General features: G+C 72.0%; 18 protein-coding genes. 7 read left to right on the top strand and 11 right to left on the bottom strand.

Annotation, left to right across the window (positions count from 1 at the left end; translation table 11 throughout):
• The first annotated feature begins 1,850 nt into the window (after nucleotides 1-1,850).
• The 3 genes from ACFXMF_RS30305 (at nucleotide 1,851) to hisS (ending at nucleotide 4,974) form a co-directional block, all read left to right on the top strand.
• Nucleotides 1,851-3,029, top strand: a complete 1,179-nt coding sequence (locus ACFXMF_RS30305) for an MFS transporter (protein WP_379990949.1) — start codon at nucleotides 1,851-1,853, stop codon at nucleotides 3,027-3,029.
• A gap of 76 nt (nucleotides 3,030-3,105) precedes the next feature.
• A complete protein-coding gene (locus ACFXMF_RS30300) occupies nucleotides 3,106-3,534 on the top strand; it encodes a universal stress protein (RefSeq protein ID WP_360308182.1) in 429 nt (142 codons plus the stop codon).
• A 129-nt stretch (nucleotides 3,535-3,663) separates the two neighbouring features.
• Nucleotides 3,664-4,974 carry a histidine--tRNA ligase gene (hisS, locus tag ACFXMF_RS30295; RefSeq protein ID WP_379990944.1) on the top strand — a complete coding sequence of 437 codons (1,311 nt, stop codon included), beginning with the start codon at nucleotides 3,664-3,666 and terminating at the stop codon, nucleotides 4,972-4,974.
• Nucleotides 4,975-4,985: 11 nt separating this feature from the next.
• Here the strand turns inward: hisS and ACFXMF_RS30290 are convergent, their stop codons facing one another.
• The gene (locus tag ACFXMF_RS30290; protein WP_360308176.1) at nucleotides 4,986-5,594 is read right to left on the bottom strand and encodes a suppressor of fused domain protein; all 609 of its coding nucleotides are present in this window, start codon (nucleotides 5,592-5,594) and stop codon (nucleotides 4,986-4,988) included.
• 480 nt (nucleotides 5,595-6,074) lie between these two features.
• On the opposite strand from ACFXMF_RS30290, the gene corA reads away from it, so the two are divergent.
• Nucleotides 6,075-7,151, top strand: a complete 1,077-nt coding sequence (corA, locus tag ACFXMF_RS30285; protein WP_379990945.1) for a magnesium/cobalt transporter CorA — start codon at nucleotides 6,075-6,077, stop codon at nucleotides 7,149-7,151.
• A 43-nt stretch (nucleotides 7,152-7,194) separates the two neighbouring features.
• Here the strand turns inward: corA and ACFXMF_RS30280 are convergent, their stop codons facing one another.
• From ACFXMF_RS30280 to hutU, 7 genes are all read right to left on the bottom strand, one after another.
• Nucleotides 7,195-7,695 (bottom strand): general stress protein, encoded by a 501-nt coding sequence (locus ACFXMF_RS30280; RefSeq protein ID WP_379990946.1) that lies wholly within the window; start codon nucleotides 7,693-7,695, stop codon nucleotides 7,195-7,197.
• Between the two features lie 142 nt (nucleotides 7,696-7,837).
• Nucleotides 7,838-8,719, bottom strand: a complete 882-nt coding sequence (locus ACFXMF_RS30275; protein WP_360308168.1) for an alpha/beta hydrolase — start codon at nucleotides 8,717-8,719, stop codon at nucleotides 7,838-7,840.
• 200 nt (nucleotides 8,720-8,919) lie between these two features.
• A complete protein-coding gene (locus ACFXMF_RS30270; RefSeq protein WP_360308165.1) occupies nucleotides 8,920-10,116 on the bottom strand; it encodes an acyl-CoA dehydrogenase family protein in 1,197 nt (398 codons plus the stop codon).
• 185 nt (nucleotides 10,117-10,301) lie between these two features.
• Nucleotides 10,302-11,468, bottom strand: a complete 1,167-nt coding sequence (gene hutI, locus ACFXMF_RS30265) for an imidazolonepropionase (protein ID WP_360308162.1) — start codon at nucleotides 11,466-11,468, stop codon at nucleotides 10,302-10,304.
• A gap of 61 nt (nucleotides 11,469-11,529) precedes the next feature.
• Nucleotides 11,530-12,867 (bottom strand): formimidoylglutamate deiminase, encoded by a 1,338-nt coding sequence (locus tag ACFXMF_RS30260; protein ID WP_360308159.1) that lies wholly within the window; start codon nucleotides 12,865-12,867, stop codon nucleotides 11,530-11,532.
• The gene (locus tag ACFXMF_RS30255; protein WP_360308381.1) at nucleotides 12,864-14,051 is read right to left on the bottom strand and encodes an allantoate amidohydrolase; all 1,188 of its coding nucleotides are present in this window, start codon (nucleotides 14,049-14,051) and stop codon (nucleotides 12,864-12,866) included. The genes ACFXMF_RS30260 and ACFXMF_RS30255 overlap by 4 nt, the downstream gene beginning before the upstream one ends.
• Nucleotides 14,052-14,068: 17 nt before the next feature.
• On the bottom strand, nucleotides 14,069-15,742 hold the full coding sequence (hutU, locus tag ACFXMF_RS30250) for a urocanate hydratase (protein WP_379990947.1): 1,674 nt from the start codon (nucleotides 15,740-15,742) through the stop codon (nucleotides 14,069-14,071).
• Nucleotides 15,743-15,952: 210 nt separating this feature from the next.
• Here hutU and ACFXMF_RS30245 point away from each other — a divergent pair, with 210 nt between their 5' ends.
• Nucleotides 15,953-16,279 (top strand): hypothetical protein, encoded by a 327-nt coding sequence (locus tag ACFXMF_RS30245; RefSeq protein ID WP_379990948.1) that lies wholly within the window; start codon nucleotides 15,953-15,955, stop codon nucleotides 16,277-16,279.
• Between the two features lie 28 nt (nucleotides 16,280-16,307).
• On the opposite strand, the gene ACFXMF_RS30240 is transcribed toward ACFXMF_RS30245, so the two are convergent.
• Together ACFXMF_RS30240 and hutH are read right to left on the bottom strand one after the other, a co-directional pair.
• The gene (locus ACFXMF_RS30240; RefSeq protein WP_360308150.1) at nucleotides 16,308-17,168 is read right to left on the bottom strand and encodes a MurR/RpiR family transcriptional regulator; all 861 of its coding nucleotides are present in this window, start codon (nucleotides 17,166-17,168) and stop codon (nucleotides 16,308-16,310) included.
• A 171-nt stretch (nucleotides 17,169-17,339) separates the two neighbouring features.
• Entirely contained in the window at nucleotides 17,340-18,872 is a 1,533-nt protein-coding gene (gene hutH / locus ACFXMF_RS30235; RefSeq protein ID WP_379990987.1) for a histidine ammonia-lyase, read from the bottom strand.
• Between the two features lie 200 nt (nucleotides 18,873-19,072).
• Between hutH and fdhD the strand changes: the two genes are divergently transcribed.
• Complete coding sequence (gene fdhD, locus ACFXMF_RS30230; protein ID WP_360308144.1) at nucleotides 19,073-19,921, top strand: formate dehydrogenase accessory sulfurtransferase FdhD; 849 nt, start codon at nucleotides 19,073-19,075, stop codon at nucleotides 19,919-19,921.
• Nucleotides 19,922-19,956: 35 nt separating this feature from the next.
• Here fdhD and ACFXMF_RS30225 read toward each other — a convergent pair whose 3' ends face one another.
• The gene (locus ACFXMF_RS30225) at nucleotides 19,957-21,672 is read right to left on the bottom strand and encodes a sensor domain-containing diguanylate cyclase (RefSeq protein ID WP_360308141.1); all 1,716 of its coding nucleotides are present in this window, start codon (nucleotides 21,670-21,672) and stop codon (nucleotides 19,957-19,959) included.
• A 461-nt stretch (nucleotides 21,673-22,133) separates the two neighbouring features.
• Here ACFXMF_RS30225 and ACFXMF_RS30220 point away from each other — a divergent pair, with 461 nt between their 5' ends.
• Nucleotides 22,134-22,529: an SRPBCC family protein gene (locus ACFXMF_RS30220; protein WP_360308138.1), complete on the top strand. Its 396-nt coding sequence runs from the start codon at nucleotides 22,134-22,136 to the stop codon at nucleotides 22,527-22,529.
• Nucleotides 22,530-22,548: the final 19 nt, after the last annotated feature.

Genomic DNA, 22,548 nt, shown 5'->3' with positions numbered 1-22,548 from the left:
CATCCGTGAACTTCTTCGGACGTCCCACCTGAACATTCCCTTCCTGGACCCCACGATCCAAGTGTCAGGGTGTCCACGATCAGGGGGAAACCTCATGTTGCTCGGCGGGAAAGGCGCTGGCAACGGCGGAGCGGGTGGGTGCTTTCGTCGGGTCCGCCGGGGAGCGCTTCCGAGTGGGTCGGGCGTTCGCAGCCGGCGGTCACGTCCTGGTCAGGCTGGGCGCGGGTGGCCTTGTGCTAAACGGTCGGCGTGGGCCGGCGGAGATCAGCCCGGTCCCACCGTCACCGGCGGCCGGAAGCCCTGGACTCCCCGGCGAGACGCGCGCGTTGCTCGGCTGGAAAGGCGCTGGCAACGGCGCGGAGAGAGGGCGGCCCGGCAAGGTCCGCCGGGGAGCCTTCCCGAGTGGGTCGGGCCGTTTCGGCCGGCGGTCGCGTCCTGGTGGGGCTGGGCGCGGGTGGCCTTGTGCTAAACGGTCGGCGTGGGCCGGCGGAGATCAGCCCGGTCCCACCGTCACCGGCGGTCAGGAGCCCTGAGTCTCCCGGTGAGACACGGGTGTTGCTCGCCGGGAAAAGCGCTGGCAACGGCGCGGAGAGAGGGCGGCCCGGCAAGGTCCGCCGGGGAGCCTTCCCGAGTGGGTCGGGCCGTTTCGGCGGGCGGTGGGTGGGCGGTGGCGGGAGAGGAGAGAAAAGCGGGCCGGCAGTGGGCGGTTTCGGTCGCCGGGGTGCGCAACCCGGCCCTCGGCACGCGCTCTCGCCGCTCGGTCCCACAAAACCGCAGGTCAGCGGAACCCCGGGTGCGGGAAGCCGTCTCGGGATCCGGGTCGTGACTTTCCGGGCTCGCGGACGGCCTTCCGCCCGGCGGCTCCGACCCGAAACGCCCACCGAGAGCCATGCCCCACGCGAAATCCGCCGCCTGAGTACACAAACCGGCCCCGGGCCCCCACTCCCGCCGGCGGGTCCCACAAAACCGCAGGTCAGCGCAAAACAGCGGACCCGAAGGCGTCCCGCCATCCGGATCGAGACCCGCCCAATCCACCAGCAACCCTTCCACCCGCACACCCACCCCGAAACGCCCGCCGAAACGGCCCGACCCACTCGGAAAGGCTCCCCGGCGAACCTCACCGGACCGCCCTCTCTCCGCGCCGTTGCCAGCGCCTTTCCGGCAAGCAACACCCACCTCTCGCCGGGGAACCCAGGGCTCCCGGCCACCGGTGACCGTGGGACCGGGCCGATCTCCGCCGGCCCACGCCGACCGTTTAGCACAAGGCCATCCGCGCCCAACCCCACCAAGACGCGACCGCCGGCCGCAACGGCCCGACCCACCCGGAAAGGCTCCCCGGCGAACCTCACCGGGCCGCCCCTCCGGCTCCGCCGTTGCCGGCGCCTTTCCCGCCGAGCAACGCCCACCTCTCGCCGGAGAGCCCAAGGCTCCCGGCCACCGGCGACCGTGGGACCGGGCCCACCTCCACCAATCCACGCCGACCGTTTAGCACTGAGCCACCCGCTGCCCACCGAGGCGCAACCGCCGCCTGTGAACACCCGACCCACCCCCGGGAAAGCCCCCAGCTCACCCAACCAAGCCGCCCACCCGTCGCTCCCCGCCGGCCCAGGCCGCGCCGCCCGCCGCCCGCCCGCTTCGGGTGTGAGCACATCTTGTCCCGCCAATAGATGTAGGCTACATTTATTAGCGAAGCTAACAACAACGCCGCACACAAATCGTGCGCGTCGCGTGAAGTGAAGTGAATTGAAGTGCGGAGGTCTCGCATGCGGTCCGATTCCGACGGCGGGCAGACCAGGGGCAACACCCGGGCCGAGCACGTCCCCCAGCAGGGCGGCATTCTGAAGCAGCCGATGGCCGTGTGGGCCACCGCGTTCGCGGCCGTGGTCGCGTTCATGGGGATCGGTCTCGTCGATCCGATCCTGCCCTCGATCGCCAAGGGGCTGGACGCGTCGCCGAGTCAGGTGTCGCTGTTGTTCACCAGCTACTTCCTGATCACCGCCGTGGCCATGCTGGTCACCGGCTTCGTCTCCAGTCGGATCGGCGGCCGGCGCACGCTCCTGCTCGGCCTCGCCCTGGTCGTGCTCTTCGCCGGGCTCGCCGGCACCTCGGGATCCGTCGGCGAGCTGGTCGGCTTCCGGGCCGGCTGGGGTCTGGGCAACGCGCTGTTCGTGTCCACCTCGCTCGCCGTGATCGTCGGTGCCGCGAGCGGCGGTTCGTCGGCCGCGATCCTGCTCTACGAATCGGCGCTGGGCCTGGGCATGGCCTGTGGTCCGCTGCTGGGCGCGGTGCTCGGCGACGCCAGTTGGCGCTACCCGTTCTACGGCACGGCCGCGCTGATGGCGATCGGCTTCGCGCTGATCGTCGCGCTGCTCAAGGAACAGCCCAGGCCCACCCGCAGGATCGGCCTGTTGGACCCGCTGAAGGCCCTCGGCCACAAGGGCCTGGCGACCACCGCCGCAGGCGCCTTCTTCTACAACTACGGCTTCTTCACCGTGCTCGCGTTCACCCCGTTCGTGCTGAACATGAGCCCCTACCGCAGCGGCGCGGTGTTCTTCGGCTGGGGCGTGCTGCTCGCCGTGTGCTCGGTCCTGGTCGCCCCTCGGCTCCAGGCCCGGTTCGGCTCCGCGAACGTGGCGGCCGCGAGTCTGGTCCTGTTCGCCGCCGACCTCGGGGTGATCGCCTACGGGTCGAAGGCCGTCATTGTGACCGGTGTCATCGTTTCGGGAGCCTTCATCGGTATCAATAACACCGTGTTCACCGAGATGGCGCTCGAAGTCTCGGACTCGCCGCGACCCGTGGCGAGCGCGGGGTACAACTTCGTGCGCTGGTTCGCCGCCGCGGCGGCGCCGTTCCTGGCGCCCAAGTTGGAGGAGCACTTCAACGTGCACGTGCCGTTCCTGGTCGCGACCGTGACCTGCCTGATCGCCGCCGGCGTGCTGTTCGGCGCGCGCCGCACGCTCGCCGTGGTCGACCGGCACGACGCCCCGACGGCGGCAGGCCGTGCCCCGGCGATCCCGGCCGCGGCCTGACTCGGTCGAGCGAGTACAAATAGTTCGATAACCATCGGAACCAACTGCAAAACCTGCGGAAAAGGAAGTGCACGACATGTACCAGCGGATCCTGGTCGCGGTGGACTCCACTCCCGAAGCCGACGAAGTCCTGGCGCACACCGCTCGACTGGCCGTCGCCGGCGGAGCCGCCGTCCGCGTCCTGCACGTGCAGACCCTGGACGTGGTGGACGGCGGCGGCATGGGCGGTGTCGTCGAGGACGAGACCGCCGACGCTGCGGCCAAGGTGGTCACCGACGCCGTCGCCACGCTCAAGGCGGCCGGCGTGAGCAACGTCGAGGGCTGGACCGAGGAGACCGTGCGCGGCGACGTGCCCAACGCGGTCCTGGACCAGGCCCGCGCCTTCGACGCCGACCTCGTCGTCCTGGGCGCCCGCCGGCACGGCGGCGTGGCCAGCCTGTTCCTGGGCAGCGTCAGCGACTCGGTCGCCCACCGCGCCACCTGCCCGGTGCTGCTGATCCCTTGATCCCCTGATCCTCCGTCCCGCCGGCCCCGACACCCGCACACCCCGAGTGCGGATGCCGGGGCCGGCGACATCCCGGCCGGCGCCGAAATCGCGTGCGGACTCGCGCAGGCGTGCGCGATCCTGCCCCGCATGGCAACCGACAGCTTCCTTCCGCCGTCCGGCACCAGGGACTTCCTCGCCGCGGAATCCGCAGCCCGGGAACGGGCGTTCGCCACCGTCCGCGACGTCTTCGGCCGCTACGGCTTCCAGCCCCTGCACACTCCCGCGTTCGAGCGGCTGGAGGTGCTGACCGGCAAGTACGGGGACGAGGGCGACAAGCTCGTCTTCAAGATCCTCCGGCGCGGCGAGCACGAGGCGACCGGCGAAGCGGACCTGGCGCTGCGCTACGACCACACGGTCCCGCTCGCGCGGGTCGTGGCGAGCCACGGGAGCCGACTCCCCCGGCCCTACAAGCGCTACGCGCTCGCCCCGGTGTGGCGCGCCGACCGGCCGGGCAAGGGCCGGTTCCGCGAGTTCGTGCAGTGCGACCTGGACATCGTCGGGTCGGCCTCCCCGTTGGCCGACGCCGAGGTCGTGTCGGCCCTGTACCAGGCGCTGGAGACGTTGGGCGTCCCCGAGTTCCGGTTCCTGGTCAACTCGCGCAAGGTGCTGATCGGCCTGCTGGAGGTCTACGGGGTGCCGGCCGAGGCCGGTGGCAGCGTACTGATCACGCTGGACAAGCTGGACAAGCTCCGCCCCGAAGCGGTCGTGGCGGAACTGTCCCAGGGTCGCGGCGCCCTTCCCGCGTCGACCGCGAGCAACCTGGTCGCCGATCTCACCGCGTCCGACGCCGTCGCCCGCGTCCGCAAGGAATTGACGCACAGCACGATCGGACAGGCGGGCCTGGCCGAGGTCGACCGCCTGCTCGACCTGCTGTCCGACACCGTCCCGTCGCGGCGCATCGGCTTCGCGCCGAACCTGGTGCGCGGACTCGACTACTACACGGGCGTCATCTACGAGGTGACCGCGCCAAACGTGCCCGGATCGATCGCCTCGGGCGGCCGGTACGACGGCCTGATCGCCGGCATGTCCGCCGGCGCGCAGACCCCGGCGTGCGGCGGGTCGTTGGGCATCGAGCGCATCCTCCCGCTGCTGCCGGCCGCGAACGAGCCGGCCGCGCCCACGCTGGACGTCGCGGTGACCGCACTCGGCGACGACCACACCGACGCGTTCCGGATGGCCGCGGCCATCCGCCGCACCGGCCTGCGTACCGGCGTCTACCTGGGCTCCAGCGGCAAACTCGCCCGCCAATTGAAGTGGGCCGCCGACCAGGGCGCCCGCTTCTGCCTGATCCACGGCCCGGCCGAACAGGCGGCCGGCCGGGTGATCGTCCGAGACCTGACCTCGGGCACCCAGACCACCCACCCGCCGGAGCGAGTCGCGGACTTCTTCGGCGAATAGCCGGCGGCGCGTCAACCCAGCGGCACCGCGCGGCGGTTCGGGTCGCGCAGGTCGGTGCCGTGCCGGAGCCACTTCTCCTGGAGCGCCTCCGCGCCCTGCGCCCGCTTCCAGGCGGCCTCGGCGGGCGTCATCGGGAGCAGCGGGAAGAAGCGGACCGGGTCGGCGGGATCCGGCAGCGGCAGGTCGGCGAGCAGACCGCCGGGTTCGGCGACCAACACCGCGTGGAAGGCGGCGCCCTCCCACAGCGGCCCGCCCAGGTCGAGCGAGGCGCCGGGCGCGATCACCAGGCCCTCCACCTGCGGGGTCGCGCCCAGCACGGCCAACGGTCGCAACACCGAGTCGTGCCCGCCGCGCACCGAGAGCAGCAACTCCGCCCGCGGGCCCGCGATCGGGTCGGCCAGCATCGCCGCCGGATCGGCCATCGGGGCCCGGGACATGCCCAGCGTCGCGTAGCGCACCACGCCGCCGGCGTCCGGCCCGAAGCGCAACACCTCGATGCGATCGGCGCCGACGAAGGTGACGCCGGCCCGGCCGGTCGGATCGCCGAACGCGGCCGTCAGATGTGCCTCGACCTGCGAAGTGGGGTCGACCGGCTCGGGTCCCGGCGTGAAGTCGAACATGCCCGCATGCTAATTCGCCGTCAGCAGGCTTTCGTATACCGGCCATTGCAGTCGGCTCTCTGGTGTACTCTGCATAGTCGGCCCGCCGGATGTGGACATCCTCGCGCGCCATCGGATGACGGACTCGCCCTCGCCCCGACCAGCCGGTCGACGAGCGAAGGCTTTCCCCCAGCGGGGACCGGCCGTGGGAGGTGATCGTGGTGCATACCAGCACACCGTGCAGTACCGGCGGCTCACCCGATCTTCCCCGATCCAGTCGCACGCCCCGCCCTTTCTGAGGGTTTCCGAGACGTTCGCCGGGTTCCGAGCACCGCTTCGCGGTCCGGTACCCGATCTCCGAATTTCCTCCGTGACGGGGCGTCAGGATCTTTTGCCGTTCTTTCGGTGATTCGTTCCGCTTGCACGTGTCGACGCACCCCGCGGCCTGCCCGCCGCGGCGCTGTGGCGTCGGCGCGTGCCGGTCAGTGCAGGAGCCCCGTCATGTCGATGATCCGCGACCTCCGTGCCGCAGTCCGTCCGCTCCGCCGCACCCCGCTGCCGTCGACCAGGCCCGAGGTCGCCGGGAACTGTGTGGTGGATTGCGCCGTGTACCGCGACGGCCGACGCCTGGACGGCTACGCGCATCCCGACTCGGCGATCCACGAGGTACGCGCCGGCGGCGGCTTCGTCTGGATCGGCCTGCACGAGCCGAGCGCGCTCGAACTCGCGGGTATCGCCGAGCGGTTCGGGCTGCACCCGCTCGCCGTCGAGGACGCGGTGCACGCCCACCAGCGGCCCAAGCTGGAGCGCTACGACGACACCCTGTTCGCGGTGTTCAAGACCGTCACCTACGTCGAGCACGAGCAGCTCTCGGCGACCAGCGAGATCGTCGCGACCGGCGAGATCATGGTCTTCCTCGGCAACGACTTCGTGGTCACCGTGCGACACGGCCGGCACGGCGCGCTCGCCGACCTGCGCTGTCGCCTGGAGGACGGCGGCGAACTGCTCGCCGCCGGGCCCTCGGCGGTCCTGCACGCGGTGGCCGACCGGGTGGTGGACACCTACCTCGACGTCGCCCAGCTCATCCAGGACGACATCGACGAGGTCGAGAACGACGTGTTCGGCGGCGGCGGCGCGGGCGACGCGGGTCGGATCTACCAGCTCAAGCGCGAGTTGCTCGAACTCAAGCGCGCCGTCGCGCCGTTGGCCCGTCCGCTGCACTCGCTGGCGGAACGGCCGATGCGCCAGGTGCACCCGGACATCCGCGAGTACTTCCGCGACGTCGAGGACCACCTGTCCCGCGTCGGCGAACAGGTGGCCTCGTTCGACGAGTTGCTGACCTCGATCCTGCAGGCCAATCTCGCGCAGGTGACCGTCGCGCAGAACGAGGACATGCGCAAGATCTCCGCCTGGGTGGCGATCTTCGCGGTGCCCACGATGCTGGCCGGCGTGTACGGCATGAACTTCGAGCACATGCCGGAGCTGAAGTGGCGGTACGGCTACCCGATGACGCTGTCGGTGATCGTGGTCGTGTGCACGCTCATGCACCGGGGCTTCCGCCGCAACGGGTGGTTGTGAGCACGAAGCGCGTGCCCGCGACCACCACCCACCCGGACGCGTCCTACAGGTCGAGCCGGCCCACCAGATTGCGGGCCCGCTCGGCCAGGTCCGTGCGAACCACCACGTCGTAGCGCGACGCGACGATTTGGCTCGTCGAGACGAAGTCCCGGCGCCCGCCCATCGCCTTGTAGCCCAGCCAGCCGAACAGGGCACCCGCCGCGATGCCCCAGACCAGACCCATCAGCACCAACCAGAGCCAACCGTGCGCCCGGACCGCGAAAATGCCCAGGAACAGCCCGATCATCAGGCCGAACCAGGCGCCACTGGCGGCGCCGGACGCCGCCGCCTTGCCCGCGGTGAGCCGGCCGAGCACACTCTCGACCAGCCGCAGGTCGGCGCCGACGATCGCGGTGTTCTGCACCGGGAACTCGTGGTCGGACAGGTAGTCGACCGCCCGCTGGGCCCCCGCGTAGTTCGGATACGACGCGATCACCAGGCCGGTGTCGGCGAGGTCGGGACCGGGCCCGCCGGCGCCCGGAGGGAGATTCTGCTGACCGAACATGGGTGTGCCGCCTCGCCTGGATGCCGGGTGGTGTCGGTTGGTCGTCAGTTGGTCGTCGGTTGGTGGGTCGGGTGGTGCTTCGACCCGGACCGGGTACCCGGCGATATTCGTGACAACACGTGACGATCACCCGAAGAGCCGACTAGTCCGACAACACCTCGCGCACCGCGTCGGCCACCGCGTCCGGCCGGTCCGACATCACGAAGTGCGCCGAGTCGTCCAGCACCTCGCAACGCCCGCGCGGGGACAGGTTCGCCAGAGTGCGCAGCGCGCGCACCCAGCGGGCCCGGGCGGCCAGGCTCTCGTAGCCGCCGGCGGCGGCCAGCACCCGCAACGGCACGTCCGGGAGCGGTGCCACCCGGCGCAGGTCGGCGAGTTCGGCGGCCACGTCGAAGTAGGTGGTGTTCTCGATCAACGCGGTCGCGAAGAACCGGCCCGACCCGTACGCCCCGCGCACCCAGCGCGCGTCCGCCACGTCGCGGTGTCGGCGCGACTGGGTGAACAGGATCGACCGGCGCGCCGCCGGGCCGACCGCGTGCGCCAGCCCGCTGACCCGCATCGCTCCCCCGGTCACCCGCGCGGCCCGGACCCGGGCCCGGCGGGCGGGCCGCCGCCTGGGCTTGTCCTCGTTGCTCGGGTCCACCAGCACCAGGCCCGCGGTGCGCTCGGGGTACATCCGGGCGAAGCCCTCGACGTGGAACGCACCGAGCGAGTGGGCCAGCAGGACGTAGGGACCGGGCAGCGCGAGCGCGTCGGCCAGCGCGGCGATCCGATCCGCCTCGTGGACCAGGGTCGGCGGTCGCGGGTCCGGCTCGGAGTAACCCAGGCCCGGGCGGTCGAACCGGACCACCGTGCAGTCGGCCGTCAGCAGCGGCACCACCGGATCCCAGTCGAACCACGCGCCGCCGAGCCCGCTGGTGGCGATCACCACGGGGCCGGACCCTTCGCGGACCACGTGCAGGGCGGTCCCGTCGATCCGAACGAATGCGCCGGGCGGTACCGGTACCGGGCGTTTCACGGCCATGGCGGGCTCCCGATCACTGGCGGTTACACATTTCGCCATCATCGGCCGCACCCCGGGCCCGCGCCCGCCGCGACGCGACCGCTACCGCCAACCGGAGCGATACCGGACCCGGTTGGTCGCACGGCGCCCGTGCCGCCGACCGGGCACGTGTCGTACCCCGCCCCGGGGATCCGCGGGCGGGGTACGACGGGCCCGGGGCGTCAGCCCTTGAGCTTGTAGTCCTCCAGCAGGCGCCGCCCGATGATCATCTTCTGGATCTCGGCGGTGCCCTCGCCGATCAGCAACATCGGCGCCTCGCGGTAGAGCCTCTCGATCTCGAACTCCTTCGAGAACCCGTACCCGCCATGGATCCGGAACGCGTCCTCGACGACCTCCTTGCAGTACTCGGAGGCCAGGTACTTGGCCATCCCCGCCTCGAGGTCGTTGCGCTCGCCGGCGTCCTTCTTGCGCGCCGCGTTGACCATCATCGCGTGCGCGGCCTCGACCTTGGTGGCCATCTCGGCCAGCTTGAACTGGATCGCCTGGTGGCCGGTCAGCGGCTTGCCGAAGGTCTCCCGCTGCTGCGCGTACCGGATGCCCAGCTCGAAGGCGCGCTGCGCGACCCCGCAGCCGCGCGCGGCCACGTTCACCCGGCCCACCTCGACGCCGTCCATCATCTGGTAGAAGCCCTTGCCGGGCACCCCGCCCAGGATCCGGTCGGCCGGCACCCGACAGTTGTCGAGCACCATCTCGGTGGTGTCGACTCCCTTGTAGCCCATCTTCTCGATCTTGCCGGGGATGGTCAGGCCCGGGCGCGTCTCGCCGAAGCCGGACTCCTTGTCGATCAGGAACGTGGTCATGTTCCGGTAGACCGACTCCTCGCCCAGCTCGGTCTTGGTGAGCACCGCGACCAGGTTGGCGCTGCCGCCGTTGGTGAGCCACATCTTCTGGCCGTTGAGCACGTAGAACTCGCCGTCCGGCACCGCCTTGGTGCGGATCGCCGAGACGTCCGACCCGCAATGCGGCTCGGACATCGAGAACGCGCCCCGGATCTCGCCCTCGGCCATCTTCGGCAGGTAGTACGCCTTCTGCTCGTCGGTGCCGTGCTGCTTGATCATGTACGCGACGATGAAGTGCGTGTTGATGATGCCGGACACGCTCATCCAACCGCGCGCGATCTCCTCGACCACGAGGGCGTAGGTCAGCAGCGACTCGCCGAGGCCGCCGTACTCCTCCGGGATCATCAGACCGAACAGGCCCATGGCCTTCATGCCCTCGACGATCTCCGCCGGGTACTCGTCCCGGTGCTCCAGCTCGGTGGCGACCGGGATGATCTCCTTGTCCACGAAGGTGCGGACGGTGGCGAGGATCTCCCGCTGGACATCGGTGAGTCCGTCGGTCTGTGCGAGGCGGCCCATGGGCGGCGCTCCTTCCGTCTGCGCATGTCCGGGCCTCACCCACCGAGGTCCCGGCCACGCTTCTGGTTGAGAGAGTTACCGGGGAGTATCCACGAGCGCGGCGAGTCGCGACAGAGGGGGTCCGTAACGCGGGCACGTCGATTTCGAACGCACTGACAGGCATACGGACCGGCGATCACCCAAGGTCAGAACCGCACTCCGGCGCGCCACACCCCACGCACCAGCGGCACCCCCGGCCGGTAGGCCAGATGTACGTGCGAGGGCGCGTCGAGTTCGACCACGTCGGCGCGCGCGCCCGGACGCAGCACGCCCACGTCCGTGCGGCGCAGCGCACGCGCGCCACCGGCGGTCGCCGCGTGCAGCGCCTGGTCCGGGGTCATGCCCATGTCGCGGACCGCGAGCGCGATGCAGAACGGCATCGACGTGGTATAGCTCGAACCGGGGTTGCAGTCGGTGGACAGCGCGACGTCGACGCCGGCGGCGAACAGCCGGCGGGCGTCGGGGTAGACCGCGCGGGTGGAGAACTCGGCGCCCGGGAGCAGCGTGGCCACCGTGTCGCCGGCGGCGAGCGCGTCCACGTCGGCGTCGGTGAGGTGGGTGCAGTGGTCGGCCGAGGCCGCGCCGAGTTCGACGGCGAGTTGTACGCCGGGCCCGGGGCCGAGCTGGTTGGCGTGCACGCGCGGGATCAGGCCGCGGGCGGCGCCCGCCTTCAGGATCGCCCGGGCCTGGTCGCCGTCGAAGGCGCCGCGCTCGCAGAACACGTCCACCCAGCGGGCGTGCGGCGCACACGCGTCGAGCATCGGGCCGGTGACCAGGTCGACGTAGCCGGCCGCGTCGTCCGCGTACTCCGGCGCGACGATGTGTGCGCCCAGGTAGGTGGTCTCGGGGGTGAACGCGGACGCGATCCGCAGCGCGCGTTCCTCGTCCGCGACGGTGAGGCCGTAGCCGGACTTGATCTCGATCGTGGTGGTGCCCTGGCGGGCCGCCTCCGCGATCAGCCGTGCGGCGTTGTCGGCCAACTGTTCGTCGCTCGCGGCGCGGGTCGCGGCGACGGTGGTTCGGATGCCGCCGGCCCGGTACGCCTGGCCGGACATCCGCGCGTCGAATTCGGCGGTGCGGTCGCCCGCGAACACCAGGTGCGCGTGCGAGTCGACGAAGCCCGGGTGCACCGCGCGCCGCTGGGCGTCGTGCCGGGTGTCGGCGTCGGGGGCACTCGCGGCGGCCCCCACCCACGCGACCCGGTCGCCGTCGAGCACGAGCGCCGCGTCGCGGATCAGGCCGAGCGGGCCCGATCCCAGGTCCGGGTCGTTGGTGACCAGCGAGCCGATGTTGGTGATGAGGGTGGTGGCCACGCGCGAGTGGTCCCTTCGGTCCGAGGTGGAGTGGCCGCTTCGAGGAGGAGGCGGCCGTGGATCAGCCGAACAGCCCGTGCACGGCCGCGGTCAGCGCCTGCGGGACCGCGTCCACGAGTTGGTGCACGCCGTCGCGGACGATGGTGCGACCGCCGACCATGACGTGCGTGACGTCGCTCGCGGTGGCCGCGAACACCGCCGCCTCGGTGGCCAGACGCGGGACGGTGCCGGCCAGGCGGACCGAGTCCAGGCCGATCGTGGTCAGGTCGGCCAGGGCGCCGGGCTCGATCCGGCCGGCGTCGGCCCAACCGAGCGCCCGATGGCCGGTGGCGGTGGCGTACGCGAGCAGCGCGGCGGAGGTGAAGTGGCCCCGCTGCCCGGTGCGCAGCCGTTCGTCGAGTTCGACCGCGCGGGCCTCCTCGAACAGGTCGATCACCGCCTGGCTGTCGCTGCCCAGGGACAGCGGCACGCCCGCCCGGGCCAGCTCGCCGGCCGGACCGATGCCGTCGGCGAGGTCGCGTTCGGTGGTCGGACAAAAGCACACGCCCGCACCGGCCCGGGCCAGTGCGGCGATGTCGGCGTCGGTGAGGTGGGTCGCGTGTACCGCCGTCGCGTGCGCGCTCCAGAAGCCGTGCGCGTCCAGCAACCCGGTGGGGGTGAGCCCGTGATGCGCGACGCACGCCGCGTTCTCCGCTGGCTGCTCGGACAGGTGCACGTGCACCGGGACACCCGCGGTACGGGCGGCCCAGGTCGCGTAGTCGTCCTTCGCGGCGAACGCCCGGACCGAGTGGACGGCCGCGCCGATCCGGGTGTTCTCGTCGCCGCGCAGCGCGCTCCAGCGCTGGTACCAGGCGTCCGAACCGCCGTCGCCGAACCGACGCTGCACGCCCTCCAACGGCCGATAGCCGTCGGCGGTGAGGCCGCCGTGCAGGTAGCAGGTGTCCAGCAGGGTGATCCGGATGCCGGCCTGGCGGGCCGCCTCGATCAGCGCGTGGCCCATCGCGTTGGGGTCGCGGTACGGGGTGCCGTCCGGGCCGTGGTGCAGATAGTGGAACTCGCCGACGGAGGTGATCCCGGCCAGGGCCATCTCCGCGTACACCGCCCGGGCGAGCGCCAGGTAGCTGTCCGGGTCCAGCCGGCCGGCCGCCTGGTACATCTGGTCGCGCCAGGTCCAGAACGTGCCGGTGCCGGTCTGGGTGCGTCCGCGCAGCGCCCGGTGGAAGGCGTGCGAGTGGGCGTTGGCCAGGCCCGGCAGGGTCAGGCCGGGCAGCACCGAGGCGCCCGGGGGCACCGGGCGGTCGGGGGTGACCGACTCGATCCGGCCGTCCTCGATCGAGAGCACCACGTCGCGTTCGATGCCGGTGCGGGTCTGCACCAACTCACACCAGTACTCGCTCACCCGAGATCCTCGCTCATCAGGTCGGCCACCACGTCGGCGAGCGCCGTGACGCCCGTCAGGCAGTCCACCATCTCGGCGCGTTCCGCCGGCGAGTGCGACACGCCGGTCGGGTTGCGCACGAACAACATCGCGGTGGGCACACGCGCGGACAGGATGCCCGCGTCGTGCCCGGCGCCGGTGGGCAGGATCGGCGCGCCGCCGAGCCGCTTGGCAAGCCGGTCGCGCAGCGAGCCCTCGAACTCGACGACCGGGGTGAACGACTCGCGGGTGACCCGCACGTCGACCCCGTCCCGGTCGCCGCGCTCGGTGGCGGCCCGGATGATCTCGGCGACCACCTCGTCCAGGGTGTGCTCGTCGGCGGCCCGCGAGTCGAGCCAACCGCGCACCTCGGAGGCGATCGCGTTGGCCGCGCCGGGGCGCGCGTCGACCTTGCCGAAGGTGGCCAGCGCCCCGGAGAGGTGGGCCTTCTTCCGGGCCGCGAGCACGGTGTTGGCGTAGGTCAGCATCGGGTCGTGCCGGTCCTCCAGGCGGGTGGTGCCCGCGTGGTTGGCCTCGCCGCGGAAGTCGAACCGCCAGCGCCCGTGCGGCCAGATCGCCGAGGCCACGCCCACCGCGCGATCGCGGTGCACCAGGTCGCGGCCCTGTTCGACGTGCAGTTCGACGAACGCGCCGACCCGGCCCAGCCGTTCCGGATCGGCGCCGATCCCGGCCGGATCGAACCCGGCCCGCTCCATCGCGTCGCCCAAAAGGATCCCGTCGGCGTCCCGCAGGGCCCGCGCCTGATCCGGCGTCAGCACCCCGGCGGACAACCGCGATCCGACGCACGCGACGTTGAACCGGGCGCCCTCCTCGTCGGCGAAGTTGACGATGCCCAGCGGCCGCGCCAAGTCGGCGCCGCGCTCGCGCAGCAGGTCGAGTGCGGCGAACGAGGAGACCACGCCCAGCGGCCCGTCGTAGGCACCGCCGTCCGGCACCGAGTCCAGGTGGCTGCCGATCACGATCGCGTCGGCGCCGGGCGCGGTCCACGCCCACTGGTTGCCGTTGCGGTCCTCCTCGTAGCTCAGATTCCGGTTCTCGGCCTGCTCGCGAAACCACGCGCGGCACTCCGCGTCGGCGCCGGTCCACGCGTACCGGCGGTAGCCGCCGGTCGTGGCGCGACCCACCGGAAGCAGGTCGCGCCACATCGCCTCGAAGCCGGTGCTCACGCGTCGCCTTCGCGCATCGGCACCCGCACGTCGCGCTCGTCCGCGACGTCGAGCGCACGGTCGTAGCCGGCGTCCACGTGCCGGATCACGCCCATGCCGGGGTCGTTGGTGAGCACTCGGCGGATCTTCTCGCCCGCCAGCGGTGTGCCGTCCGCGACGGTGACCTGACCGGCGTGGATCGAGCGGCCGATGCCCACCCCGCCGCCGTGGTGGATGGACACCCACGAGGCGCCCGAGGCCACGTTGACCATCGCGTTCAGCAGCGGCCAGTCGGCGATCGCGTCGGAGCCGTCGAGCATGCCCTCGGTCTCCCGGTACGGGCTGGCCACCGAGCCGCAGTCGAGGTGGTCGCGGCCGATCACGATCGGCGCGGCCAACTCGCCCGAGGCGACCATGTCGTTGAACCGCTCGCCGGCCTTGTCCCGCTCGCCGTAACCCAGCCAGCAGATCCGCGCGGGCAGCCCCTGGAAATGCACCTTCTCCTGGGCCAGCTTGATCCAGCGGGCCAGCGACTCGTTCTCCGGGAACAGGTCGAGCACGGCCTTGTCGGTCTTGGCGATGTCGCGCGCGTCGCCGGAGAGCGCGGCCCAGCGGAACGGGCCCTTGCCTTCGCAGAACAGCGGCCGGATGTACGCCGGGACGAAGCCGGGGAAGTCGAACGCGCGGGTGTAGCCCGCCAGTTGCGCCTCGCCGCGGATCGAGTTGCCGTAGTCGAAGACCTCGGCGCCCTTGTCCTGGAAGCCGACCATCGCCTCGACGTGGCGGGCCATCGACTCGCGGGCGCGCTCGGTGAACTCGGCGGGCTTGGTGCGCGCGTACTCGGCCATGTCCTCGAACGCGACGCCGACCGGGAGGTAGGCGAGCGGGTCGTGGGCCGAGGTCTGGTCGGTGACGATGTCGATCGGCGCGTCCATCGCGAGCAGTTGCGGGACCAACTCGGCGGCGTTGCCCAGCAGGCCGATGGACAGCGGCCGGCGGGCGTCGCGCGCCTGGACCGCGAGCTCCAGCGCGGCGTCCAGCGTCTCGACCCGGGTGTCGCAGTAGCCGTGCTCGATCCGGCGGTCGATCCGCGAGGGGTCGCAGTCGATACAGATGACCACGCCGCCGTTCATGGTCACCGCCAGCGGCTGCGCGCCGCCCATGCCGCCCAGGCCGGCGGTCAGCGTGATGGTGCCTTCCAGGGTGCCGCCGAAGCGCTTGGCCGCCACCGCGGCGAAGGTCTCGTAGGTGCCCTGGAGGATGCCCTGGGTGCCGATGTAGATCCACGAGCCGGCGGTCATCTGGCCGTACATGGTCAGACCGGCCGACTCCAGCCGGCGGAACTCCTCCCAGTTGGCCCAGTCGGGCACCAGGTTGGAGTTGGCGATCAGCACGCGCGGGGCCCACTCGTGGGTCTGCATCACGCCGACCGGACGGCCGGACTGCACGAGCAGCGTCTCGTCCTGCTTCAGCGTGGTCAGCGTGCGGGTGATCGCCTCGAAGGAGCGCCAGTCGCGGGCCGCCTTGCCGGTGCCGCCGTAGACGACCAGCTTGTCGGGGTGCTCGGCGACCTCGGGGTCGAGGTTGTTGAGCAACATCCGCAGGGCGCCTTCCTGCTGCCAGCCGCGGGTGGTGAGCGTGCTTCCGCGTGGTGCGCGCACCTCGCGCGGTCCTGCGGTGTGGTCCGACATGGCGGCGCCCCTTCTGTCCCGATGCACGATTTCTGTATGAAAACATTCAGTCGCTTCGAGAGTGAATCTATCTGTTCCGCAAGGCGTCGCCAAGAGAGCCCCGGCCGCGCGAGCGAGCCGGCCCGGTGCGACATCGGGGGACTTGACCCATTCGGAGCCATTTCATGCCATCGGTGGTCGGCGCGCGGCGGCGCCGGGTAGCCGGACCGCATGGATCTGCAGGAGGTGCTCTGGGCGATCACCGCACTGGGCGCGTTCGTCGCCTTCGCCGGCCTGGTGATGCTGGTGCGCGGCCGCGGGCGTGAGCCGGGCGTGGTGGCACTGGTGGTGATGATCGGCGCGCTGTTGTGCACCGGCGGCTTCCTGCTCAGCATCCCGCGCTATCGGGACACCGCGCTGATCGCGGGCGGCGCGGCGCTCGTCGGCGTACTGGCCATGCTGGGCGCGATCTCGCTGATGCCGGCGGAGCGCGGCCCCGGCCGGCCGCCGACCCCCGAGCGGCACGTCTCGCTCGACAAGGATCCCCGGCGGCGTTAGGGCGTGTCCTTTGTCCCCGCCCGGCCGCTCACACGTCGAACAAGCCGCGCTCGCCCGCCTGTCGCTCGAACTCCTCCAGCCGAACCTGCGCCCGCGCGGGCTCGATGTCGCACATCGCCTGGAGCAGGATCTGCCCCATCAGGATCGGCGCGCCGTACGAATCGAAGACCAGTTGCGAGCCGACGCCCGCGATCAGCACCGCGTCGGACAGGGCCGCCGCCGGCGCGAACGGGCTGTCGGTGACGGTGACGATCCGCATGCCCAGATCACGCGCGACCCGCAGGCCCTCGGCCAACTCGCGCGGATACCTCGGCAGCGCGAAGCACAGCAGGCCGGTCGCGCCCGCCGCGCGGGCCTGGTCGAGTCGGTCCACCAGGAGCGAGCCGCCCTCGTCCAGGACCCGCACCTCGGGCAACACCTTGGCCGCGAAGTAGCCGAAGCCGCGCGCGGGCGCCATGCCGGTACGCAGACCGAGCACCACCAGCGGGCGTGAGGGCGCCAGCAGCGCGGCGGCGCGCGCGATCGGGCCCGGGTCGGCGAGTTGCTCGGCCAGGCGGGTCAGGTTCGCGATCTCGGCGTGCACGGCGCCGACGTATTCGTTGCGGTCCACCTCGGCCGAGGACTCGGCGGTGGTGGGCAACCCGAGTTCGCGCAGGTGCCGGCGCAGCGCCGGATAGCCGTCGAAGCCGAGCGCGACCGCGAACCGGGTCACCGACGGCTGGCTGACCCCGGCGAGCTGGGCCACCTCGACGCTGGAGAGGAACACCGCCTCGCCCGCGTGCCGGACCAGGCAGTGCGCGATCCGGCGCTGGGTGGGGGTGAGCCGGTGGCGCTCGAAAAGGGCGAGCAGGCGGGCGGAAGGGCTCGCGTCGTCGTCGGCCACCGACATGTCTCCTCGTTGCTGGTCGTCGCTCGGCCGCGCCCGCCGCCGCGGCGGACGTGGTTCGGCACCGTGGACGTGGTTCGGCACTACGGGTGGACGCGGACCGCCACCAAAGCGGCGGTCCGCGTCGGACAATCCTGCCTGATCTGACGTGATGTCAGTTCGGCCCGCTCCGGATCAGTTCAGCTCGCCGGACACCGAGGCGGCGGCCTCGACCACCTTGCCCGCCCGGACGAAGGCGTCCGCGGCCTCCAGGTCGGGGGCCAGGAAGCGGTCCGGGCCCACCCCTTCGCCGCCGCTCGCCCGCAGCGCGGCGATCACCGCGGCCGTGGCGGGCGCCGGGGCACCCAGGCCGGCGGCCACGCGCATGTCCAGGGCACGGGCGGCGGTGGTGAGTTCGATGGCCAGGACGCGGTTCAGGTTGTCGATCGCGCGGCGCAGCTTGCGGGCCGCGCTCCAGCCCATCGAGACGTGGTCCTCCTGCATCGCCGAGCTGGGGATCGAGTCCGCCGAGGCGGGCACCGCCAGCCGCTTGCACTCGGAGACGAGCGCGGCCTGGGTGTACTGGGCGATCATCAGGCCGGAGTCGACCCCGGGGTCGTCGGCCAGGAACGCCGGCAGCCCGTGCGAGCGGGAGGGGTCGAGCAGGCGGTCGGTGCGGCGCTCGGCAATCGAGCCGAGGTCGGCCACCGCGACGGCGAGGAAGTCGAGCACGTAGCCGACCGGGGCGCCGTGGAAGTTGCCGTTGGACTCGATCCGGCCGTCCTCCAGGATCACCGGGTTGTCCACGGCGGAGGCGAGTTCGCGGTCGGCGACCAGCAGCGCGTGCGCGAGGGTGTCCCGACCCGCGCCCGCGACCTGCGGCGCACAGCGCACCGAATAGGCGTCCTGCACCCGAGGCGCCGCGTCCTGATGGTGCCCGGTCAGCGCCGAGCCCTGGAGCACCCGCAGCATGTTGGCCGCGCTGGCCGCCTGGCCCGGGTGCGGGCGGATGGCGTGCAGCGCCGGGTCGAGCACCCGGGAGGTGCCGAGCAGCGCCTCCATGGTCATCGCGGCGGTGATGTCGGCGGTGGTGAACAGGCGGGCGAGGTCGGCTCCGGCCATCAACAACATGCCCAGCATGCCGTCGGTGCCGTTGATCAGCGCCAGCCCCTCCTTCTCCTTGAGCTCGATCGGCTCCAGGCCGGCGGCGGCGAGCAGTTCGGCGGCGGGTCGCACCACGCCGTCGCGGCCGGCCGCCTCGCCCTCGCCGGTGAGCACGAGCGCGCAGTGCGCCAGCGGGGCCAGGTCGCCACTGCAGCCGAGCGAGCCGAATTCGCGGACCACCGGCGTGATGCCCGCGTTGAGCAGCCCGGCCATGGTCTGCGCGACGATCGGCCGCACCCCCGTACGACCCGAGCACAGGGTCTTGAGCCGCAGCAACATCAGCGCGCGGACCACCTCGTCCTCGACCCGGGGGCCCATGCCGGCCGCGTGCGAGCGCACCAGCGAGTGCTGGAGGCGGGTGCGCAGTTCGGGGCTGATGTGCCGGACGGCGAGCGCGCCGAAGCCGGTGGACACCCCGTAGACGGGTTCGGTGCGCGCGGCGAGTCCCTCGACCACCGCGCGGGAGCCGGCCATCGCCTTGAGCGCGAGGTCGGTGAGTTCGACGCGTGCGCCGGCGCGGGCGACCGCGAGGACGTCCTGCGGAGACATCCCGGCCTCGCCGATCGAGACGGTGGCGGGGGCGGTTTCGAGGGCGTTGTGCAGATCATTATTCACTCGAACATTATGTGCATGGATTGCGACAATGCCAGGGGCGGCTACCGTGCCGGATGGCGTTCGGGACGTTCGTGTCGTGCCGAACGTTCGAGTCGTACACCTCCGGAGCGAATCCGAGCGCCCGGAGCGGACCGAGGAAAGGCAGTGCCGTGGGTCGGGTCACCTCTCGCCACAAGGTCTTGCGGCTGGGCGGCGACGCACCGGCCGTCACCCGCACCGACACGCTCGTCGCCGAGGAGCCGCTGGACATCCGGATCGGCGGGCGCACCATCACGGTGACCATGCGCACACCGGGCGACGACTTCGACCTGGTCGCCGGATTCCTGGCGGCCGAGGGCGTGGTCGGCGCGGCCGAGGACCTGGCCGCGATGCGCTACTGCGCGGGCACCGACGACGAGGGCCACAACACCTACAACGTGGTGGACGCGGTGCTCGCACCGCACGTGCCCGCCCCTGACCCGGGCCTGATGCGCGGGGTGTGGACGTCGAGCGCGTGCGGGATCTGCGGCAGCACCGGCATCGACGGGCTGCGCCGGATGTCCCGCTTCGACGTGCACGCGGACGAGGTGCGGGTGGACGCCGAGGTGCTGTACGCGCTGCCCGATCGGCTGCGCGCGGCGCAGAAGGTGTTCGCCAGCACCGGCGGCCTGCACGCGGCGGGTCTGTTCACCGCGACCGGCGAGATGGTGTGCGTGCGCGAGGACGTGGGCCGGCACAACGCGGTGGACAAGGTGGTCGGCTGGGCGCTGCGTGAGGGCCGGTTGCCGTTGGCCGGACACGTGCTGATGGTGAGCGGACGGGCCTCCTTCGAGCTGACCCAGAAGGCCGCGATGGCGGGGGTGCCGATGATGGCCGCGGTGTCCGCCCCGTCCGGGCTGGCGGTTGACCTGGCCGCGGACGCGGGGGTTACCCTGGTCGGCTTCCTGCGCGGGCGCTCGGCCAATGTGTACAGCCATCAGGATCGGGTGACGGTGCGGCGCGGCGACCCGTCGGCCTGAGTGCGGAGACCGGCCCGGAAACCGACGACGGCCCGTTACTCCGGCAGCGAGGCGCCCCCGGTCAGCGCCACCGCGACCAGCGCGCGCAACACCGGGGCCAGGCCGGTGACGCTCAGACTCAGGTCGTCGGCGTAGATCTCGACCAGCCAGCCGCCCGCGGCGTTGCTGCCGCCGGCGGCGACCATCGCCTTGTAGCCGCCGACCAGGAGCAGGTCCTCCTCGGCCGGGTCGGTGCCCGGGTTGCCCAGTTCGGCGACGAAGCTGCCGCCCTGCACCGCGTCCGCCGTGGCCGGGTAGTGCGCCAGGTCGTATTCGGCGGCGACCGCGTCGTAGCGCGACCCCGATTCGCTCTGCACGCCGGTCAGTCGGTGGATCGAATAGCGCACGGTGCGCAGGACCCGGCCGCCCGGCGGCAGGTAGGACACCCACCAGGCGACCCCGTCCAGCATCCGGGCGAAGGTGTCGGCGACGATTTCCAGCCGGCCCAGGGTGTCCGCGCGATGCACGCTCTTGGGCTCGCGCTCGTCCAGCACGGCGAGCACCGCCGCGAGCAACCGGCCGGGTTCGGCGTTGTGCAGCGCGCCCCGGAAGCGGCGCCGGTCGCGGTGCGGACCGGGGCCCTCCGCCTCCGCCTCCTCCTGCGCCTCGCTCGCCAGCGACAGGGTCAGGTCGGGCTGCTGGCCGCGGCCGGCGACCACCGGCCGGGTCGAGCGGGAGCCCTTGGCCCGGTACTGCGCCGCGTCGGCGAGCCGGAACAGGCGATCCGCGCTGGTCACCGGGCCCACCGGGTCGCCGGTGGAGGCCACGCCGCAGGCCACGCCCTCGCCGTCGTGCATGCGCAGCGCGCGTCGACACAACTCCTCGGCGACCACGACCACGTCGTCCGGCGGATAGCCCTCGGCCAGTACACAGAACTCGTCGCCGCCGAGCCGGGCGGCCATCGCCCCCGGCAACATCGCGCCACACGCGGAGAGCTGGTCGGCGAAGCGCTCCAGGAGCCGGTCGCCGACGTCGTGCCCACGTTCGTCGTTGAGCCGCTTGAGGCCGTTGACGTCGCAGACGATCAGGCTGACCACGACGCCGTCGCGGTAGTGCCGGGCCATCGCCTCGTCCAGCCTGGCGTCGATCGCGCGTCGATTGGCCAGCCCGGTCAGCGGGTCGGTGAAGGCCAGCTTCTCGATCCGCTCGAAGTGTTCCGCCTGGGCCAGGCCGGCCGAGATCTGCGCGGCCAGCACCCCGGCGAACTCGGCGTCCACCGGTTCGAAGCGCGGCTGGTCGGCACGCCGGGCCAGATACAACTCGCCCCACACCCGGCCCTCGACCATGATCGGCGCGACCACGCAGTCGTGCCGACCCCGGCGCAACATCGCCGCGACCCGCTCGGCGTCGCGCGCGTGCTCGGGATCGTCCACACAGCGCGACCACGTGGTCGGCCAGGCCGCGGACTCGATGATGTCCGGGAAGTCGGTGACCGGATACGTCTCCGCGGTGGGCAGCGGTTCCTCGCCCTCGGCGAGTTCGCCGTCGTTGACCAGCACCCGCAGCCGCCCGGTGTCCCGCTCCCAGACCGAGATCGAGGCGTGCGCGGCCTCCGTCGCCAGCCGCGCCTGGGTCGCGGACACCCGGACCACCTCGGAGAAGTGATGGGTCGTGGCGAGCGTCTTGGCCAGATGGATGATCGCGTGCAGCCTGCGGGCCGCGTCCGGACCCTCGACCAGGGCGACGGGTTCCGGACACGTGTCTCCCGGCATGCCGGGCAGATCCTCGGGTGTGCCGCCCGAGCCCTCCGTTCCCGGAGCACTCGGATCGGGTCGCGAAGCTACGGTCCTCACCCCCAATCCACCAGCACCCAGACCAGAGGATATGTCATGTATTGCCCGATTAACCGCAACGTGCACCCGCGTCATGCCGCCACCTCGACGGGTCGCTGTTCGCGTGCGTTCCTGTTGTCGGCGCCGGTCGGCGCCGGCATCCGTGCTCGGATACCCGCGCGTAGGCCCGGGGGCTCGCTGCGATGCGAGCGAAGCGCTTGTATACCCCGGCTTCGCGTCCTGCGCACATTACTCCTGTGCCCGGAACCCGCAACGCCCCGTGTCCGCTCCGTAGCGCAGCAGGGTGGTGGGCGGAGCGTGGTTGTGAAGAGAGCGTGGAGGGGTCCCGGGAGCGGGGCCGAAAGAGTACGGTCGCGGGCACAGCCCGAAGGAGCGAACGCGTGCCCACGCTTTCCGTCATCGCCGCGATCGACATACCGGCCGTCCGGATCTGGGAGGCGGTGGGAGACTTCGAGGACCCGTCCAACTGGTACGCCCGGCCGATCGAGGGACACTCCCGGGGCGAGCGACGCGTACGCAGGCCGGACGGCTCGACCGTGCGCGAACGACTGGTCTCGCACGACGCGGTCGGGCACACCTACACCTACCGGGCGCTCGACGGTCCGCCGCTGCTGGGCCGACTCGCGCTGGAGTCGATCGCGGGCGGCACGATGTGCCTGGTCGTGTGGTCGGTGCGGTTCGAGAGCACACCGAGCGAACAACTCCCGGTGTTGCGCGAACTCGAACACCGGGTGATGCGACCCGCGCTGCGGACGCTGCGCGAGACGTTCGCCTGAGCGCGGCGCGAGAGGTCGG

The organism is Embleya sp. NPDC059213 (assembly GCF_042754445.1).
Classification (GTDB): domain Bacteria; phylum Actinomycetota; class Actinomycetes; order Streptomycetales; family Streptomycetaceae; genus Embleya.
This window is presented reverse-complemented; position numbering and strand designations above follow the sequence as displayed.